The organism is Myxococcus sp. MISCRS1 (assembly GCF_026626605.1).
Lineage (GTDB): Bacteria > Myxococcota > Myxococcia > Myxococcales > Myxococcaceae > Myxococcus > Myxococcus fulvus.
On sequence record NZ_JAPNKB010000001.1, the window covers coordinates 9,694,257 to 9,711,631 of the forward strand.

The 17,375-nt window shown below is 69.9% G+C and carries 17 protein-coding genes; 6 read left to right on the plus strand and 11 right to left on the minus strand.

Going from position 1 to position 17,375, the window contains the following annotated elements; translation table 11 throughout:
* On the minus strand, window positions 1–513 hold the full coding sequence (locus tag OWM54_RS38920) for a cytochrome c-type biogenesis protein (protein ID WP_223747698.1): 513 nt from the start codon (window positions 511–513) through the stop codon (window positions 1–3).
* A gap of 247 nt (window positions 514–760) precedes the next feature.
* Here OWM54_RS38920 and OWM54_RS38925 point away from each other — a divergent pair, with 247 nt between their 5' ends.
* A complete protein-coding gene (locus tag OWM54_RS38925) occupies window positions 761–2,242 on the plus strand; it encodes a serine hydrolase (RefSeq protein ID WP_223785197.1) in 1,482 nt (493 codons plus the stop codon).
* 122 nt (window positions 2,243–2,364) lie between these two features.
* Here the strand turns inward: OWM54_RS38925 and OWM54_RS38930 are convergent, their stop codons facing one another.
* From OWM54_RS38930 to ccmA, 9 genes are all read right to left on the minus strand, one after another.
* Window positions 2,365–3,273 (minus strand): hypothetical protein, encoded by a 909-nt coding sequence (locus OWM54_RS38930; RefSeq protein WP_267700639.1) that lies wholly within the window; start codon window positions 3,271–3,273, stop codon window positions 2,365–2,367.
* Between the two features lie 14 nt (window positions 3,274–3,287).
* Window positions 3,288–4,565: a zinc ribbon domain-containing protein gene (locus OWM54_RS38935; protein WP_267700640.1), complete on the minus strand. Its 1,278-nt coding sequence runs from the start codon at window positions 4,563–4,565 to the stop codon at window positions 3,288–3,290.
* Window positions 4,566–4,688: 123 nt separating this feature from the next.
* Window positions 4,689–5,243: a TlpA family protein disulfide reductase gene (locus OWM54_RS38940; RefSeq protein WP_223747702.1), complete on the minus strand. Its 555-nt coding sequence runs from the start codon at window positions 5,241–5,243 to the stop codon at window positions 4,689–4,691.
* Window positions 5,240–7,255: a heme lyase CcmF/NrfE family subunit gene (locus tag OWM54_RS38945; protein ID WP_267700641.1), complete on the minus strand. Its 2,016-nt coding sequence runs from the start codon at window positions 7,253–7,255 to the stop codon at window positions 5,240–5,242. The genes OWM54_RS38940 and OWM54_RS38945 overlap by 4 nt, the downstream gene beginning before the upstream one ends.
* Window positions 7,252–7,749: a cytochrome c maturation protein CcmE gene (locus OWM54_RS38950; RefSeq protein WP_267700642.1), complete on the minus strand. Its 498-nt coding sequence runs from the start codon at window positions 7,747–7,749 to the stop codon at window positions 7,252–7,254. The genes OWM54_RS38945 and OWM54_RS38950 overlap by 4 nt, the downstream gene beginning before the upstream one ends.
* Window positions 7,750–7,755: 6 nt before the next feature.
* Entirely contained in the window at window positions 7,756–7,938 is a 183-nt protein-coding gene (locus tag OWM54_RS38955) for a heme exporter protein CcmD (protein ID WP_141331425.1), read from the minus strand.
* 2 nt (window positions 7,939–7,940) lie between these two features.
* Window positions 7,941–8,657 (minus strand): cytochrome c biogenesis protein CcsA, encoded by a 717-nt coding sequence (gene ccsA, locus OWM54_RS38960; RefSeq protein ID WP_223785201.1) that lies wholly within the window; start codon window positions 8,655–8,657, stop codon window positions 7,941–7,943.
* 3 nt (window positions 8,658–8,660) lie between these two features.
* Window positions 8,661–9,329, minus strand: a complete 669-nt coding sequence (locus OWM54_RS38965) for a heme exporter protein CcmB (protein ID WP_141331437.1) — start codon at window positions 9,327–9,329, stop codon at window positions 8,661–8,663.
* Window positions 9,330–9,370: 41 nt separating this feature from the next.
* Window positions 9,371–10,030, minus strand: a complete 660-nt coding sequence (gene ccmA, locus OWM54_RS38970; RefSeq protein ID WP_223747706.1) for a heme ABC exporter ATP-binding protein CcmA — start codon at window positions 10,028–10,030, stop codon at window positions 9,371–9,373.
* A 400-nt stretch (window positions 10,031–10,430) separates the two neighbouring features.
* On the opposite strand from ccmA, the gene exoL reads away from it, so the two are divergent.
* The 5 genes from exoL (at window position 10,431) to exoP (ending at window position 16,000) form a co-directional block, all read left to right on the plus strand.
* Window positions 10,431–11,531, plus strand: a complete 1,101-nt coding sequence (gene exoL / locus OWM54_RS38975) for a spore coat polysaccharide deacetylase ExoL (protein ID WP_324289192.1) — start codon at window positions 10,431–10,433, stop codon at window positions 11,529–11,531.
* Window positions 11,528–13,048: a spore coat polysaccharide flippase ExoM gene (gene exoM / locus OWM54_RS38980; RefSeq protein WP_223747707.1), complete on the plus strand. Its 1,521-nt coding sequence runs from the start codon at window positions 11,528–11,530 to the stop codon at window positions 13,046–13,048. The genes exoL and exoM overlap by 4 nt, the downstream gene beginning before the upstream one ends.
* Before the next feature lie 94 nt (window positions 13,049–13,142).
* Window positions 13,143–13,664: a serine O-acetyltransferase gene (locus OWM54_RS38985; protein WP_267700643.1), complete on the plus strand. Its 522-nt coding sequence runs from the start codon at window positions 13,143–13,145 to the stop codon at window positions 13,662–13,664.
* 8 nt (window positions 13,665–13,672) lie between these two features.
* The gene (locus OWM54_RS38990; protein WP_223747708.1) at window positions 13,673–14,734 is read left to right on the plus strand and encodes a glycosyltransferase family 4 protein; all 1,062 of its coding nucleotides are present in this window, start codon (window positions 13,673–13,675) and stop codon (window positions 14,732–14,734) included.
* Between the two features lie 63 nt (window positions 14,735–14,797).
* Window positions 14,798–16,000, plus strand: coding sequence for a spore coat polysaccharide biosynthesis glycosyltransferase ExoP (exoP, locus tag OWM54_RS38995; protein WP_141324511.1), 1,203 nt, complete (start codon window positions 14,798–14,800; stop codon window positions 15,998–16,000).
* Window positions 16,001–16,057: 57 nt separating this feature from the next.
* On the opposite strand, the gene OWM54_RS39000 is transcribed toward exoP, so the two are convergent.
* The gene (locus OWM54_RS39000; protein WP_267700644.1) at window positions 16,058–17,242 is read right to left on the minus strand and encodes a DUF4350 domain-containing protein; all 1,185 of its coding nucleotides are present in this window, start codon (window positions 17,240–17,242) and stop codon (window positions 16,058–16,060) included.
* Window positions 17,243–17,375 lie beyond the last annotated feature (133 nt).

Here is a 17,375-nt window from a genome sequence, read left to right on the forward strand (position 1 = left end):
TTAGCGCTCCAGCTCCCGGCGCACGGCCTGGAGGTAGGGGTCGGCGTCATCCGCCGCGGAAGGGGGGCCGCCCGGCGCGGCGGGGGCGGAAGGCGAGGTGGCCTGGGCGGTGGGCTCCAGGGCGGGGCCCTGCTGCAGCTGTCTCCAGATGACGAAGCCGCCCACGACGAGCAGCGCGACGGGGCCCAGCCAGACGAACCAGTTGAAGCCCTCGGCCTTGGGCTCCAGGAGGACCCACTCGCCGTAGCGCGACACGAAGAACTCGACCACCTCCTGGTCGCTCTTCCCCTCGGAGACGAGCTCCCGGACCATGTCCAGCTGCGCGCGGGCCATGGAAGACGGGCTGTCGGAGATGGAGAGGCCCTGGCACACCGCGCAACGCAGCGTCTTGCCGAGCTTCTGGACGCGCTCCTCCAGGGCCGGGGCGAGAGGCTCGCTCGCGGCCTGCTGGGGCGCGAACTGGCCGGTGACGAGGCCGAAGGCGAGGGTCAGGGACAGCAGGGCGGCGGTCATCGGAACTCCCGGAAGCCGTCTTAACTAGCGCTACCGCCCGGTGTTGGACAGCGAAACCTGAGCGCCGGGCGCCTGCCCCGCTTCCCGGACTGTAGGTGGGCATCCGTCACGGCCGGGCCGGCGCCGGCCCGGGCGGGGCACGGCCGCGACGCAATGGTTGGTCGCCCGGTTCGTTCCCGGTGGAGCATGGGACGCCGCCGGGCCGGCTCGGATGGAGCGGGGCGATTCAACTTCCTTGGAGAGCGGAATGAAGCTGGCTTGGATGGATGCGGGTGTCGCGGTGGGCCTGGGGTTCTTGTTGGCGGTCTCCCCGGCGGACGCGGCGAGCCGCAAGGACAAGGAGGCGATGGAGCGGCTGGCGGCGAGGTACCACGCGCTCAACCAGTTCAACGGGAGCCTGCTGGTCGCGGACGAGACGGGCATCGTCCTCAAGAAGGGCTACGGCCAGGCGAACATGGAGTGGGGGATTCCCGCGGGGCCCGACACGAAGTTCCGCATCGGCTCCATCACCAAGCAGTTCACCGCCACGCTCATCCTGCAGCTCGTGGGTGAGGGCAAGGTGGGCCTGGAGGACCCGGTGACGAAGCACCTGACGGACTACCGTCAGGACACGGGCTCACGCGTCACGGTGACGCACCTGTTGAACCACACCTCCGGCATCCCCAGCTACACGTCGAACCCGAAGTTCGGCGACGTGGCCAGAGACCCCTTCACCGTCGACGCGTTCGTGAAGGAGCACTGCTCGGGGGACCTCCAGTTCGAGCCGGGGACGAAGTACGCGTACAACAACTCGGGCTACTTCCTCCTGGGCGCCATCATCGAGAAGGTGACGGGCAAGACGTACGCGCAGGTGCTGGAGGAGCGCATCTTCAAGCCGGCGGGCATGAAGAACACGGGCTACGACGTGTCCGCGACGGTGCTGCCCAAGCGCGCGTCGGGGTACGACTTCAAGTCGGGCCAGTACGTCAATGCGGACTACCTGGACATGGGGTTGCCGTACGCGGCGGGCTCCATCTACTCGACGGTGGAGGACCTGTACCTGTGGGACAAGGCGCTGCAGGGCACCTCCCTGTTGTCGGAGGAGCTGAAGAAGAAGATGACGACGCCGGGCCTGGACCAGTACGGCTTCGGGGTGTCGCTGGAGCCGTTCAGGCTGGATGACGGCAAGACGAAGCTGACGGCCGTCTACCATGGGGGTGGCATCAACGGGTTCAGCGCCTTCTTCGTGCGGGTCCCGGAGAAGAAGCAGGTCGTCGTCGCGCTCTCCAACGTGGGACGCGGCGCCAGCCCCCGGCCGCTGTCCGCCGGCGTGCTGAGCATCCTGAACGGCGTCGCGCCGAAGCAGCCGCTCAAGTCCATCGCCGACGAGGTCTCTCGCATCCTGGCCACGGGCACCGCGCAGCAGGCGCTCGCCACGTACCAGCAGCTCAAGGGCAGCAAGGCGGGCGCCGAGTACTTCTTCGGCGCGGGCGAGCTCAACCGCGTCGGGTATGACCTGTTGCGCGGGGGCCGCGTGCCGGAGGCGATTGAAGTCTTCAAGGCCAACGTGGAGCAGTTCCCCGAGGACGGGAATGTCCACGACAGCCTGGGCGAGGCGTACCTGGCCCAGGGGAACAAGGCCCTGGCGAAGGCGAGCTATCGCCGCTCGCTGGAGTTGGATCCGTCCAACACGAACGCGGAGAAGGTGCTCAAGGAGATGGACGCGCCCGAGGCGAAGAAGGCCCCCTGAGTCGCGCGGCGGCTTCATCGGGCTCGCGTGATGACACGTCACGCGAGCCTTTGACGTGTCTGGCTCCAGGGCGGACACGTCAGGATGGTCGGACTTCGCGTGGCGCGCGGGGGCTGACAAGCTCAGCGCTTCGCCACCAGCCGGTTCTCGCGTCCGCGCTCCTCGTAGTCGGGCCAGCCGAAGACACCCTCGGAGTCCTCGACTCCGAGCTCCGCGGTGTCCGATGCGCGCAGGGCCTCGAGCTGGCCGCTGTCGCGCAGCTCGAGCAGCATCGCGACGAGCATCTTCCCGAGGTGCTCCTCCAGTCGCGCATGCGCCTCGGGGGTGCCCCACGTCCCATCCTCGCGGGCCGCGAGCTTCACGCCGTCGAGGCCCACCAGCGCCGGCTTGTGCTCCATCACGTCCGGCCAGCGGGGGACGAGCAGCTCCGCGAAGTCGTCATGGGTCATGCCTTCGCCCGGTTCGGACTCCGGGTTCAGGTCGAAGCCCACGTTCAGCGCCCCGTTTTCGGTGGAGTACCGGAGCGCCAGCCGCTGCACGGGCCGCGGGTCCTTGTGGCTCCGCGCGAAGTCCTTCACCGCCTTGGCCAGGAACCTCGAGACGCGCGCCTGCTCCTTGCCCAGGTCCAGCGGGGCGACCTTCTTCTTCGGCGGAAGCTCGACGTAGTACGACGCGCGGAAGGCGCCCTCGGTGCCCTCCCACGGCGCCAGCGCGATGAACGCCTCCGTCTGGTGGCCCTTGTCGCTCTTCAACACCAGGTCACACCAGTACGTGGGTTGCGGGTGCAGGCGCGTGGTGCGGAAGATGGACCACTTCGGCTGTACGAAGGGCTTCAGCTTCGCGCTCGCGACCCGGTAGCCGCTCGTGCCGAGCCCGCGGATGAAGCTGTCGTTCTGCTTGGGCGGGCCTGACTTCGGGAAGTCGGGATGCTCGTGGGCCCGCAGGGCGGCCCAGTCCCGCGCATCGAACAGCTCACGCCAGCGGTCCACGAAGGCGACCGCGCCAGGGGGGAGGGGAGGGGAGGACGACATGCCTCCGCTCTACCTCAACGGCCGCGAGGCTTGGGCTCCTCCTCGTCGTCCGGGCCCATGTCATCCGGGTTTCCCTCGTCGTCCGGATACATGTCATCGGGGTTCGGGTCCTCGACACGCTCCGTCTCGTCGAGGCCGTCGTCATACGCGGGCGCGGGGGCCAGCGCATCCCGCGACTCCCGCAGCTGACGGACCACCTGGACGCCCATGGCCGCCAGGCCCACGACGAAGATGAGCGGCCCGGGTGACAGCTTCAGGTGCAACAGCGCCCACAAGAGCCCCACGCCCAGCGCGCCCACTGGCGCGAAGCGCGTCCACGCGGGGCGGGACACCTCGGGCCTCAGCGCGAGCAGCGCCAGCACCGACAAGAGCAAGAGCTCCACCAGCACCGCGCCGGACAGATCCCATCCCGTCAGGGTGATGGTGCCCGCGTTCGCGGAGTACAGGACGTCATCCGCGGCCCGCTGCGCGCCGATGACCCGCAGCTCCGGCGGACCCGAGGGCACGGGCGCGTCCGGCACCTCCGGCAGCGTGCTCAGCGTGGCCCACGGCGCGAACAGCGTCAGCAAGGCCAGTCCCACGCCGCCGAGCGTGAGCACCGACGGCATCACCAGCAGCTGGCGCAGGTCGAACCAGCGCGCGAGCACGCCGTCGGGGCCGGCAATCACCTTCCGCCACTGGTCATGGATGATGAGCCCGGAGGCCAGCAGCCACAGCACGGGCATCACGCCAATCCCGAGCATGCGGAAGCTCAGCGCCGCCAGCAGCGCGCAGAAGGCCGCGGGAATCTCCGGGCGGTAGAGCACCTCCGGCAGGAGCTTCGTGACGCCCTGGGCCTCGCCCGCGAGCCTCAGCTCCCGCGCCAGCGTCAGCACCGCGCCCACCACCGCGAGCAGCGCGCCCACCACGCCCACGCCATCGAAGGCGGGGAGGATGGAGAGCGCCAGCGCGAACGACAGCACCGCGAGCCCCACGATGCTCTGCGAGTGCGCCGGCACGCTCGCCAGCCACCTGGGGCCGTCATATCCGGGGCGCGACTGGCCCGGGTCCGTGTCCTCGGCGGTGTCGCGGCTGCCCGCGGGCACGTAGGCGGCGCCCTGGCTGTGGGCCTCCGCCTCGTCGAGGATCTCCGCCGCGTAGGACGGCTCCTCCATGGCCCGTCGCGTGGAGTTCGTCCGCAGCGCGGGGCGCGAGCCCGTCAGCCCCTGGGGGCTCTCCGGCATCTTGCCGCCGCAGTTCTCGCAGTACTTCAGCCGCGCGTTCGAGGACTCACCGCACTCCGGGCACCGCATGAACCCACCTTGCTGTGCGGAGGGCGGGGGGAGCCCTCACGGTCAACGCAAGTCGTGGAATAACACGAGGTTTTCACCGGAAGCGAGAGGCCCCAGGTGAAGCGCGGGTGACGGTTGCAGCTCCTACGGACGCTGGGCCTCGGCGGCGGACGGGCTCGCCGTGGTCAGCTCGCGGATGCGCCGGGTGAGCGACTCCGGGTCGATGGGCCCCACGTGCTTGCCACGGATGGTGCCCGCCGGGTCGATGAAGTACGTCTCCGGCACCCCCGCCACGCCGTAGCTCACCGCCATGCGCGAGCGCGGGTCGATGAGCTGCGGGAAGCTGTACCCCTGGCGCCGCAGGAAGGCGCGGGCGTTGTCCTCGGAGTCCTCGAACACCACGCCCAGGAACACCGCCTGCGAGCCGTACTCGCGCTGGCCCCACTCGAGCACCGGGTGCTCGTACTGGCACGGCCCGCACCACGACGCCCAGAAGTTGATGACCACCGGGCGGCCCTTCAGGTCCGCCAGGCTCACCTTCTCGCCGGTGTCCAACGAGCGCAGCACGAAGTCCGGCGCGGGCTTGCCCGTCAGCATGAAGGGTACCTCGTGCGGGTTTCGCCCGAAGCCCTTGTAGAGCACCGTGAGTAGCGCCACGGAGAGGACGACGAAGCCCAGCGTGTAGCGCCAGCGCTTCATGCCGCCCCCCGTTCCGCGTCACCCCCGGCGAGGCTCGCGCCCACCTCCGCGCTCGACAGCGCCACCGCCGCCTTGCGCCGCGGCCAGATGGCGATGAGCGTGCCCAGCACCAGCAGCGGGATGCTCCACCAGATCCACCCCACGAGCGGGAAGACCCAGACGTTGAAGCTCGCGTTGCCGGCCTGCTCGGAGAACGCCATCAGCGAGACGTAGAAGTCCTCGCCGGCCGTCTCGCGCACCGCGGGCGTGCCGATGGGGTCCGTGCTCCGCTCGTAGTAGTTGAGCCGGGGCTTCATCTCCGTGACCTTGCCGCCCGGCGTCGTCACCTCCACGCGCGCGGCCACGAAGGTGCGGTGCGGCTCCTCGCCGCTCATCAGCCCCAGGTACTTCAGCTGGTAGCCGTCGAGCTGCATCGTCTGGCCCTTCTTCAGCGTGCCGGACGTGTGCTTGACGTACGCGGACGACGCGGCCACCGCGACGATGATGAGGACGATGCCCAGGTGCACCACGTAGCCGCCGAAGCGGCGCTGCGCCTTGGTGGCGCTGGTGACGAGCGCGGTGAACAGCCCCTCCTTGCGCTCCGACATGCGCACGCGCACCGGCGCCACCAGCTCGCGCACCGTGATGACGGTGACGAAGCCCGCGAGCCCGAAGGTGAGCAGCGGGTAGACGCCGCGCAGCCCCACCGCGAAGCACACCGCGGTGACGATGAGCCCCACCACGGCGGGGATGATGAACTGCCGACGCAGCGTGGCCTTGTCCGGCGTGCCCCACGGCAGCACCGGGCCCACGCCCATCAGGAACAGCACCGCGATGCCGCCCGGCACCGCCATCTTGTTGAAGTACGGCTCACCCACGCTCACGCGCACGCCGCGCACCGCCTCGGACACCAGCGGATAGAGCGTGCCCAGCAACACGGTGAAGGTGATGGCCACGAACACCAGGTTGTTGACCAGGATGCTCGCCTCGCGTGACACCAGCGAGCTCATCCGCCCCTCCGGCACCAGCAGCGGCCCGCGCACCGCCAGCAGGCCGATGCACAGCACCAGCAGCACGCCCAGGAACACCAGGAACGTGGGGCCGATGTCCGACTGGGTGAAGGAGTGCACCGAGTTGAAGATGCCCGAGCGCGTCATGAACGTGCCCAGGATGGTCAACACGAAGGACGCCAGCGCGAGCGACAGCGTCCACAGCTTCAGCATCCGCTTGCGCTCCTGCACCATCGTCGAGTGCATGAACGCGGTGGCCGTCAGCCACGGCAGGAAGCTGGCGTTCTCCACGGGGTCCCACGCCCAGTAGCCGCCCCAGCCGAGCACGGCGTAGGCCCACCACGCGCCGAGGATGATGCCGATGGACAGGAACAGCCAGGCGACCAGCGTCCAGCGCCGCAGGGGCGCCATCCACGCCTCGCCAATCTCCCCGCGCAAAAGCCCCGCCACCGCCACGCCGAACGGCACCGTCATGCCCACGTAGCCCAGGTAGAGGAAGGGCGGGTGGATGACCATCAGGATGTGGTTCTGCAGCAGGGGATTGGGCCCCGGGCCGTCCGGCGGCACCGGCGACACGGCGCCCCAGGGGTTGGCGGGGCCGGCGATGAGGAACGTGAAGAACACGCCCACCGCCAGCATGGTGCCCAGCGCCAGCGACATGTAGCGCGCGTGCTCGCGGCGGTGCAGCCATGCGAAGGCCGCCACGTACGCGCCCATGATGAAGCCCCAGAAGAGGATGGACCCCTCCAGCGCGCTCCACAGCGACACCACCGTGTAGAGCAGCGGCGTGTCCCGGCTGCCCACCTGCGCCACGTACTTCACGCTGAAGTCGTGCGAGACGAGCGCGTACACCATCACCAGGTTCGCGGCGATCATGCAGCCGGCGAAGCCCCACACCGCGCGCATCACCCACGGGAAGCCCGCCTCGCTGCGGCGCAGGCCCGTGACCAGGCCGACCAGCGCGCCGAAGGTCGCGAACGCGAGCCCTCCGAGCACCAGTCCGTATCCAAGCGAGCCGTTCACCGCGCCTCCGCTCCGGGCGTCGCGCTCGCCGTCGTCGAGCTGTCCGACAGCGTCTCACGCCACTTGTTCGGGTCCTCGCCCTCCTTGGGGGCGCGGTACTCGTTCGAGTGGTTCACCATCAGCCGGTTGGAGCTGAACACGCCGGAGGCGTCGTACGTGCCCTCCACCACGACGCCAATCTTGTCGCGGAACATCTGCGGCGGCGTCTCCGTGGAGCGCACCAGCACGCTGGCGGCGCCCTCCGTCACGTCGTTGGCGACGCGGAAGTGCAGGGTGGTGTGCTCGGCGTTCCACTGGATGCTGCCGGGCTGCACCACGCCGCCCAGGCGGATGGTGGCCGTGTAGGCCTTGTCCCCCTGGGCCAGCATCTCCGACGGGCTCCAGTAGTAGACGAGGTTCTCACCGATGTTGCCGAAGGCGACGAAGCCCAGGCCAGCTCCCGCGACGAGCAGCGCTCCCAGGGCGAAGATCCGATTACGGGCGACAGGCGTCATGACCACTTACTCCTTCGCGTCCTGCGAGGCCTGGGGCCGGCGCAGCCAGAGGGACAGCGAGTAAAGCACGAGCGCTGCCACGGTGATGCCGTAGCAGGCCCAGACATAGCCCCAGCCCCCCTGGATGCGGCCACTTCCCACCTGGCCCGCGGCCTGGGCGAGGACTCCCAGCGTCGTCAGCGTCGTCATGGTCAGGCCACCTTCGGGGTGTTGTGGACATCCGGCGCGCCCGCACCGGGCAGCGCGTCCGGCAGGGCCACCTCCGCCCGGCGCTCGGCCAGGGCGATGCGGTAGCGCTGGATGAGCAGGGCGATGGTGACCATCAGCATGCCGATGGCCGCCACGCGCAGGGGCAGCACCATCTGCGGATCCACCGTCTTCGGGCTCGACTGCACCTGGTGCAGGCTTCGCCACCAGCGCACCGAGAACCAGACGATGGGCAGGTTGATGGCGCCAAGAATCGCCACCACCGCGCTCCACGTCGCGCGCTTGTCGGGGTCCTCCACGAAGCGCCGCAGCACCAGGTAGCCGGTGTACGTCACCAGCATGATGGCCTCCGACGTCAGGCGAGGGTCCCACGACCAGTAGACGCCCCACGTCGGGCGGCCCCAGATGGCCCCGGTCACCATGCCCAGCGCGCCCAGCACCAGCCCCACCTCGGCCGAGGACTCCGCCAGGGAGTCCAGCTTCCAGCCCGGCTTCGACTTGAGCAGGTGCGCCACCGCCATCACGAAGTTCAGGAACATGGCCAGCATGGCCACCCACTGGAGTGGCACGTGCACGTACATGATGCGCTGCACGTCACCCATCTCCCGGTCCGGAGGTGCCCACGCCAGGCCCAACCACCAGCCCGCCGCGAGCACGCCCAGGCCCACCACCGGGAGGCCCCACTTGATGAGCTTGTTCATCCGTCAGTCCTCGATGATGCGAGGGAAGAGCATGAAGCCCACGCCCCAGTAAATCAGATTGAAACCGAGCAAAAGCCCCAGCCATGAGCCCAACTGATTCATGGGGTCTCCCTGCAATACGAGGGTGGTCGCCTTGGCCGCGGACAGCAGGGCAGGGATGACCAGCGGGAACAATAGCAGAGGCAGGAGCACATCCCTTGCCCGGGCATTGCTGGAAATCGCGGCGTACACCGTCCCCGGTGCGCTGAGGGCCAGGCTGCCGAGCAGCAGGACACTGCCCAGGTCCACCGCGCCCATGACCACCCGCACGCCGTACAGGGCGACCATGACGGGCAACAGCAGGATGCCCAGCGCGACGAGGAGCAGCGCGTTGCCCAGGGCCTTGGACAGGTAGATGGCGCGGGGGTCCGCGGGGGCCAGCCGCACGCCGTCCATGCAGGCGTTCTCGGACTCGACGCGGAAGGACTCGCCCAGGGCGAGCACGCTGGCGAAGAGGATGGCCAGCCAGAAGTAGCCGCCGGCGTTCTTCTCCAACAGGCGCGTGTCCGGGCCCAGCGCGAAGGAGAACATCAGCAGGGTGGCCAGCGCGAAGAAGACGATGGCGTTGAGGCGCGCGCGGGTGCGCCACTCGATGAGCAGGTCCTTGCGCAAGAGGGCCAGCGTGGCGCCCATGAGTCCGAGGGGCCGGGGGCGCTGGGGGCTTGTTGGCAGATTCACGCCGACACCGCCCGTCCGTCCTGCAGGTGCAGGCGCTCCTCGCACAGGGACAGCCCCTGGTCGATGAGGTGCGTCGCCAACACCACCGTGACGCCGCCCGACTTGAGCTGGGCGATGATGCCCTCCATCTCCCGGATGCCCTCCGGGTCCAGCTCGCCGAAGGGCTCGTCCAGCAGCGCGATCGTCGGGGCCTTCATCAGCAGCCGGGCGATGGCCAGGCGCTTTCGCATGCCGGCGCTGAAGCCGCGCACCGGGTTGTCCGAGCGCTTGCCCAGGCCCACCCGTGCGAGCAGGCCCTCCGCCGCGTCCTTCGGCGAGGGGTGTCCCAGCAGCCGCGCCAGCACGGTGAGGTTCTGGTGCGCGGTGAGGTCCTCGTAGAGGAAGCTGGCGTGGGACAGGAGCGCCACGTCGCGGCGCAGCTCGTCGCGGTGCACGACGGCGTCCTTGCCCAGCACCTCCACGCGGCCCGCGGTGGGGCTCAGCGCGGTGGCGAGCATGCGCAACAGCGTCGTCTTTCCGGAGCCGTTGTGGCCGGTGAGCAGCAATGAGCGTCCGGCGGGGAGCGCGTACGTCAGCCGCGCCAGCGCCCAGCGACGTCCATAGCGCTTGCTGACGTCATGCAACGCGAGCGCGGCAGCGGCGGAGTGGGGAGTCATCGGGATGCTCGTTCGTATCCGGAATCGCAACTGTCATCCAGTGAAACCCGGGCGGCTGGCCGGCCAGGGGTGGGGCGACCCTGAAGACAGGAAAGTTTTTCCAATGGGTGGGGCACGGTGTGCCCGCGTGGTCCGCCGTGTTTCCCTGGTGCAACGTGTCCAGCCGTCGTCATCCCTCTCGTCCCGCCGGGCGTCCCCCCGAGCGCGGACGTCAGGCGCCTGAATCGGCTATGGCATCACCCCTGCAATGGCTCCCGCGCGAGTTGGAAGTTCCCTGAGGGGAACGTGGGCCAGGGGTTCCTTTTCCGCGGAGGGCGTGATGGCAACGGCGAGGGTCTTGCGGAGGGCGGTCAAGGCGGCGACCGCTGGCGTGCTGCACTACAGCGGCATGCGTCGGGCGATGGCGGCCTATCGGAGGGTGCAGTCGGGTGGCAGGCGCATCCTCATCGTGAGTTATCACCGCGTGGTGAGCGACTTCACCGGGGAGCTCCAGCGCTCCATCCCGGGGTTGCTCATCAGCCAGGAGACGTTCCGGCGTCATCTCGAGGAGGCCTCGGCGGCCGGCTTCGAGCTGGCGTCGATTGGCGACGCGGTGGACGTGATGTCGGGCCGGAGGGTGGCGAAGAAGGACCTGTGCGTCATCACCTTCGACGACGGGTACCGGGACGTGTACCGGTACGCGTACCCCATCCTGAAGCAGATGGGCGTGCCGGCCATCACCTATCTGCCAACAGCGTTCATCGGCACGAAGCGGCGGTTCAACCATGACCGCCTCTTCCACCTGCTCAGGCGCGCGCAGGAGCGGCACTACCACCCGGTGTACGCGGCGCTGCCGGAGGCGTCGATGGAGCTGCTGGGCCCCATCCTCTCCGGACAGAAGACGGTGTCCGCGGCGCTGGATGACTTCATCGGAGAGCACCCCACGCGGGTGCTGACGGCCATCATCGACGCGCTGGAGCAGCAGCTCGGCGGTGGCCAGGACCTGGTGCCCGAGCAGGGCGACGTCATGAACTGGGACGAGGTGCGCCGCATGGCGCGCGACGGGTTCGAGTTCGGCGCGCACACGCTGGGGCACACGGTGTTGACGCTGGAGCCGCAGGCGGTGGTGGAGCAGGAGATCCTCGAGTCCAAGCGGACCATCGAGGCGGAGGTGGGCATCCAGGTGCGCGACTTCGCGTACTGCAACGGGTGGTACTCGGACGAGGTCATCCGCGTGCTCGCCGCGAACGGCTTCCGCTCGGGCGTGACGACGGAGGACCTGCCCAACCGCATCGGCGGGGACCCGTTCACCCTCAAGCGCAAGGTGCTGTGGGAGAACTTCAGCCTGGGGATGCTCGGGGACTACTCGTCGCCGCTCACCGGCTGCCAGCTGGATGACTGCTTCGGGTTGCTCGGCGTGAGCCGCCCGGTGCCGGGGCGCAGGACGCACTCCTTCCGCGGCGGCCTGATGGGCAACGTGCTGGCGACGCCCGACGGAGCGGCCCTGAAGGAGGCTCCGTGAGCGGAGCGGCATCACCGGCGGCGGCGGGGGGCTCGTTCCTCGGCCGCGCCGGTCCCCTGGTGTTGGCCCGGCTGTTCACCGCCGGGCTGACGCTGTCCATTCCGCTCGTGCTCGCTCGGGTGCTGAACCTGGACGAGTACGGCACGTACTACCAGCTGTTCCTCATCGCCACGACGCTCTACTACGTGCTGCCGTTCGGCGTGGTGCAGAGCCTGTACTACTTCCTGCCGCGCACCGGCGAGAAGCGGCCGTACCTGGGACAGACGCTGCTGTTCATGTCGGGCGCGGGCGTGGTGGGCGCGCTGCTCGTCTTCGCGTTGATGGGCCCGGTGGCGGGGTGGTTCTCCAACCCGCGGCTGCTCGACTACCGCTGGGAGCTGGCGGCCTACACGGCGTTCCTGCTGGGCAGCTTCCCGCTGGAGGTGTCGCTCACGGCGCAGGGGCGCACCAAGGCCTCGGCCGTGGTGTACCTGGTGTCGGACGCGGTGCGGGCCTCGGTGATGGTGCTGCCGCCGCTGCTGGGCTTCTCGTTGCATGGGCTGATGGTGGCGGTGTGCGGCTTCACGGCGCTGCGCTTCGTGGCGACGTGGGTCGTCTGTCTGCGCGGTGTCACGGGGCCCCTGGTGAGCGGGCCGCTGCTGCGCGCGCAGCTGGCGTACGCGGCGCCGTTCGGCGCGGCGATGTTCCTGGCGATTCCGCAGCAGAACGCGCACCTGTACATGGTGGCGGGCGCGGTGGCGCCGGCGATGTACGCGCTGTACCGCGTGGGCTGCTTCCAGCTGCCGGTGGTGGACCTGCTCTACACGCCCACCAGCGAGGTGCTGATGGTGCGCCTGGGGGAGCTGGAGCGGGAAGGGCGCCTGGAGGAGGGCGTGGACGCGTTCCGCGAGGCGGCGGGGAAGCTGGCGTACGTGTTCCTGCCCTTCGCGGCGTTCCTCTTCGCGGCGGCGCCGGAGTTCATCGGCGCGCTGTTCGGCGAGAAGTTCCTGCCGGCCGTGCCCGTGTTCCGCATCAGCGTGCTCGGGGTGGTGCTCTCCATCCTGCCCATGGACGGGACGCTCAGGGCGCGCGGGCTGACGCGGGCCATCTTCGTGTCGTACGCGGTGAAGGCGGCGGTGACGGTGCCGCTGGTGTACTTCGGCGTGAAGCACCTGGGGATGCTGGGCGGCATCGGCTCGTGGGCGGTGGCGGAGGTGGTGGGCAAGGTGCTGCTGCTCACCCGGATTCCGGCGGCGCTGTCCACGCCCCGACGCTCCTTGCGTCTGGTGGACGTCATCCCGTGGCGGGAGCTGGGGCGCGCGTCGCTGGCGGCGGGGGCGGCGGGGCTGGCCGTGTTCGTGCTCCGGGCGGCGGCGCAGGGGGCGTGGGGGCACCTGCCCCAGGGCTTCTTCTGGCGCGTGCTGCCGCTGGCGGTGGCCGGGGTGCTCTTCTCGGTGGGCTACGTGGTGATGCTGTACGTCGCGGGGGTGCGGCCGCTGGCGGTGCTCGCGGGCCTGCGTCCCCGGAGGACGGCCTGAGGAAAAGTCGGGATGCGCCTGGGGCCTACTTCCCTCTCGGGGGAACGGTACCTAGGTTGCTCCCCGTCGCGAGGTTGGGTCAGGGGAGGCGTGGATGGGTGTCGATGCGATGACGTTGTACCGGATGGCTCGCGGTTTGCGGCTGAAGAAGGTTCCGTTGCTGCCCGCGCTCTTGCGCAAGGCCATCTACTACCTGCACAGCTCCTACGTCCCGGACGAGGCCGACATCGGCGAGGGGACGCAGCTGGGCTACGGCGGAATCGGCGTCGTCATCCACAAGGCGGCGAAGATCGGCCGCCACTGCCTCATCTCTCAGCAGGTGACGATTGGTGGACGCTCGGGCATCGAGGGCGCGCCCATCATCGGCGACTACGTGCGGGTGGGCGCGGGCGCCAAGATTCTCGGCAACATCCACATCGGTGACTTCGCGGTCATCGGCGCCAACGCCGTGGTGCTCAAGGACGTGGCGCCGGGCTCGGTGGTGGCGGGCATCCCCGCGCGGGTCATCCGGCAGGATCCGGATCCGCTGACCACGTATCAGCGGGAGATGGGGCTCTTGCCGCGTCGCTCGCCGCTGTCGGCGGTGCCTCCTTCGGCGTCGTCGGTGCCGAGCTAGGGCCTGCCATGCGCGTGCTCCTGGTGGGAGACCATCCGCCTCCGTTCGGGGGCGTGGCGATTCACGTTCAACAACTTCATCGGTTCCTGCGCAGCCGTGGGGTCGAAGCGAAGGTGCTGGACATCGGGAAGGGCGGCCGGCCGGTTCCGGACGTGCTCCCGGTGCGCAGCCCCGCTCACTTCGGCCTCAGGCTGACCGGGTTTCTCGCCTCGGGGTGGACGGTGCATGTCCACACCAGCGGGAACAACCCCAAGGCCTGGCTGCTCGCGGCCATGGTGGCCGGGGTGCCCGCGGGTCGGGCGCCCCGCTTCATCACGCTGCACTCGGGGCTCTTGCCGGACTACCTGGCGGCGTCCGCGGCGCGGCGCGCGTTCGCCCGGGTGGCGCTCGCGGGCTACACGCGCATCATCGCCGTCTCGCTGGCGGTGCGTGAGGCGCTGCTGTCGTGCGGCGTGCCGGCGGAGAAGGTCCTGGTGCAGCCCGCCTTCTGCGCCTCGCAGGTGCAGGCGGGCGAGGTGCCCGTGAAGGTGGAGGCCGCGCGGGCCCGGCGGCGTCCGTTGCTGACGATGGCGCACCACCCCTCGCCCGTGTACGGGCGCAAGGTGGCCTTCCGGGCGCTGCGGAAGTTGATGGAGTCCCATCCGGACGTGGGGCTGGCGCTGTTCGGCCCCGGGACGGACTCCGAGGAGTTCATCCGCGACGCGCGCGAGCTGGGCGTGGCGGGGCAGCTCGAGGTGCTGGGAGAGCTGGACCACCCCGCGGCGTTGGGGCTCATCGCGCGCGGCGATGTCTTCCTGCGGCCCACGACGCATGACGGGGACTCCATCTCCGTGCGCGAGTCGCTGGCCCTGGGCGTGCCCTGCGTGGCGAGCGACGTCTGCGCGCGGCCGGAGGGGACGCGGCTGTTCCGGGCGGGGGACGCGGCGTCGCTCGCGACGAGCATCGGCGAGGCGGTGGCGGCGGGGCCGGCGAAGGTGGCCTCGCCCGACGTGGGGCCGGTGTTGCTGGAGCTGTACGAGGCGCTGGCGCCTCGTCGGTCCGCGCCCGTGCAGGCGGCGCCCGCGGCATGAGCGGTTCTTCACACGAGATTCGCGGGACTCCCGCGAGGACTTCAGACACAGGGGAGATGAGAGATGCGTCGCAGTGATGACCTGGATTTGACGCGCCGGGCGCTCCGAGGGCGCGACCTGGTGGTGTTCTCCAACGACTGGGACGGCGACCCGCTGTCGAAGGTCCACATCATGCGGATCCTCTCCAGGGACAACCGCATCCTCTGGGTGAACAGCATCGGCAACCGCGCGCCGAAGGCGAACGCGCACGACGTGAAGCGCATCTTCTCCAAGCTGGAGCGCTTCACACAGGGCCTGCGCGAGGTGGAGCCCAACCTCCACGTCCTGTCGCCGCTGGCCATCCCGTTCTACGGCTCGGAGATGGTGCGCGGGGCGAACCGCGAGCTGCTCCGGCTGCAGGTGCGCCGGGCGATGAAGCAGCTGAACTTCCAGCGGCCCATCTCCTGGAGCTTCCTGCCCGCGTCGGCGCCGGTGTCGGGCACGCTGGGTGAGGAGTTCGTCGTCTACCACTGCGTGGACGAGTTCTCCGCCTTCAGCGACACCAACGGTCGGCACATCGCGGAGCTCGAGGACCGGCTCCTGCGTCGCGCGGACCTGTGCATCACGTCCGCCGAGCGTCTGAGGGACAACAAGTCCCGCGTCAACCCGCGCACGGTGCTGGTGCGTCACGGCACGGACTTCCGCCACTTCGTGAAGGCGTGTGATCCGACGACGGTCATCCCCGCGGACATCGCGAACCTGCCCAAGCCGGTCATCGGCTTCTTCGGGCTGGTGGCGGACTGGGTGGACCAGGACGCCATCATCGCCACGGCGCGCGCGCACCCCGAGGGCTCGGTGGTCATCATCGGCAAGACGACGCCGGACTGCGATGACTCCCGGCTGCGGGCGGAGCCGAACATCCACATGCTCGGCCGCAAGGCGTACGCGGACCTGCCGGGTTACAGCCGCGCGTTCGACGTGGCGCTGATGCCGTTCAAGATCAGCGAGCTGACGCTGAACGCCAACCCGCTCAAGGTGCGCGAGTACCTGGCCTCGGGTCTGCCGGTGGTGTCCACGGACCTGCCGGAGGTCCGCAAGGTGGGCCTGTGCAAGATCGCCAAGTCCACCGAGGACTTCGTGGCCAAGGTGGACGAGTGCCTCGCGGAGGGCCCGGGCCCCAGCCGCGAGCGCGCGGAGAAGATCTTCAACGAGAGCTGGGACGCGCGCGTGGACGAGATTCGTCACCACGTGGGCACGGCGATGGTGGCCGCGGGCAAGTCGCTCTGAGTGTCGGGGCTGCCGGGCGCGGTGGTCTCGCGCCCGGTGTCCACGTGAGGACGGGACTCAGGAACGGTTGAGCGATTGTCGGCCCGCCACGGTGCGCTCCAGGTGCGCATAGAGGCGGGCCACTCGCGCGTAGTCCGAGGGCTTGACGGTGGCTTGTCCGAGCAGTCGGTTCAGCTCCGCCTTCGCGTCCAGGTAGTGCGACGCGGGGATGCCGCCGTCCTGTTCGAGGAGCCGCGCGGCCTCCGCGTCGGCGAGGGTGGGGGAGATGCCCAGGCGCTCCTGCAACTGCTGACGCAGGGAGGTGTCCAGCTCGGGGAGCAGGGACTTCTCCACCTTCGCGCGTCGCATGAGCCAGCCCATGCTGCGCACGTACTCCAGCGCGGAGCGGTGTTTCTCCTCCCGCTGCGGCCTCGGCGCGCCGAAGCGCGTGCCGCGTGAGAACGCATAGAGGCCGCTGACGACCAGGACCTGCGCGACGAAGACCCAGATGCCACGCGACAGCGGAGGCGGGGGCGCGAGCTGGTGGTGGTGCTCGTCGATGACGAGCGGGCCCCGGGCCGCGAGCGCGTTCCAGAAGCGCGCGTTGTCGAGCAGCTCGATGCGGCGGTTCTCCAGGAGGTCCGCTCCGGCGAGCACGTAGATCTCGCCCTGTCCGAGCGCACGTCGCCACACCGTCACCGCGCCGCCGAGCCCCGCGAGCGGAATCGCGTCCGGGTGCTCCATGAGGATGCCGCGGTCCTGGGAGACGCGCAGCGTGCTGAGTCCGCGAAGGGGACCCGCGCCCAGCCACACGTCCACCGTGGTTCCACCCGCGTCCGCGAGGTCCGTGGAGAGCCCGCGCTCGCTCGCGGGCAGCAGGGGACCGGGCTCCAGACGGAGCCACTTCTCCAGCGCGGCCTGGTGCATGCCGAGCTCGCGCGTCGACAGGTACACGAGCGTGCCGCCCTGCTCGACGAAGTGCTCGACCTTGCGCACCTCCTCGTCCGTCACGGGGCTGCCGATGGGGGAGGCCAGCACGAGCGTCCGGGTGTCGGCGGCGAGTGACTCCAGGGAGGCGAGGTGCGTGCTGACCGCGCGTCCTCCTTCTTGGAGGAACAGGTAGAGCGCGCGGGCGCCTTGGGGGCCCGTGTTCTCCACGGAGGGAACGGGCGAGTCGGGTGCATCCGCGCGTGTGGACAGGCCCATCGCCAGCGCGATGGCGATGAGGACCCCGAAGACGATGAGCGTCCGTGCGTTCTTCACGGCGTGACCTCCTGCTCCCCAGGCGCGGTGCCCGCGATGGAGCGGGCACCGGGCCGTGCAGAGGGGGCGTGAGGACGCGCACTTCGCGCGGGATGAAACAGGCTCCCGACTTCAGCGGCGAGGCTGTCGCGTG